Genomic DNA, 877 nt, shown 5'->3' on the forward strand with positions numbered 1-877 from the left:
TGTCTCCGCCCCTACGAAAGGATATCAATAACACCCATTCCCGCAGGAGGAAAACCGCACGCCTCCCTTTGCTCCCGGACCGGGCAGCCCCGGATCCTCACAGCACCACGAGGCACCGTCCGGGTGAAAAACCGGGCGCACTCCTCTCCACCAGGCTCCTCTCCCCGATGCCCGGGGTACTCAGGTATATATCCCGCGAGCGACTATATCATACCGCATCATTCCCATTGGGGACTGCTTCAATGATACGAACCATATGCTTTAAAGAACGAAGATATATCGAAGAGTTGAGAATTCTTACCCGGGCGACCGCGCTGGACTGCATCATCGACGAGCGCTTCGACCGCATAGTATACCTCATAAAAGAAGGAGACATGGGTCTCGCCATCGGCCGGAAGGGGAGCAATATCCGGAAGATGCAGAGGGTTCTCGGAAAACGCATCGAGATGGTTGAATATTCCCCCCAGATCGAGCAGTTTGCGAAGAACGTCTTCAAGCCTGCCGCCGTCGTCGGCGTCGCGGAGAGAGACGACGGAAAACTCACGGTGTACGTCAGCCCGGGCGACCTCGGCATCGCCATAGGAAAAGGCGGATGCACCATCGAGAAGGCGCGGATCCTGCTTGCCCGGTACTTCGATACCGAACTCGGCGAGGTGCTCGCGGGAGAGGAAACCCATGCGTGATTGGCAGATCCTCGAAGAGGTCTGGCAGGTCATCCAGGACCGGGCGGAGCACCCGTCCGCCGAAAGCTACGTCAGTTCCGTCCTGACCCACCGGAAAGGGATCGACAAATCCCTCGAAAAGGTCGGTGAAGAGGCGGTCGAGTTCATCCTTGCCGCCAAGAACCAGGTCCCGGAGAGGACGGTCTCTGAGGCGG

At 58.5% G+C, this 877-nt stretch carries 2 protein-coding genes; both read left to right on the forward strand.

Annotated features, from left to right (window positions below):
* Positions 1-242: 242 nt before the first annotated feature.
* Positions 243-683: a NusA-like transcription termination signal-binding factor gene (locus tag L21_RS00170; RefSeq protein WP_074368497.1), complete on the forward strand. Its 441-nt coding sequence runs from the start codon at positions 243-245 to the stop codon at positions 681-683.
* A partial coding sequence (gene hisE / locus L21_RS00175; RefSeq protein WP_074368498.1) for a phosphoribosyl-ATP diphosphatase occupies positions 676-877 on the forward strand: 202 nt, incomplete at its 3' end. The genes L21_RS00170 and hisE, both read left to right, overlap by 8 nt.

Origin of the sequence: Methanoculleus chikugoensis, from assembly GCF_900095385.1 — an archaeon.
Classification (GTDB): Archaea; Halobacteriota; Methanomicrobia; order Methanomicrobiales; family Methanoculleaceae; genus Methanoculleus; species Methanoculleus chikugoensis_A.

Bases quoted from the DNA above. Each gene is read 5' to 3' on its own strand.
- L21_RS00170 (WP_074368497.1), top strand. From the start codon at position 243: ATGATACGAACCATATGCTTTAAAGAACGAAGATATATCGAAGAGTTG.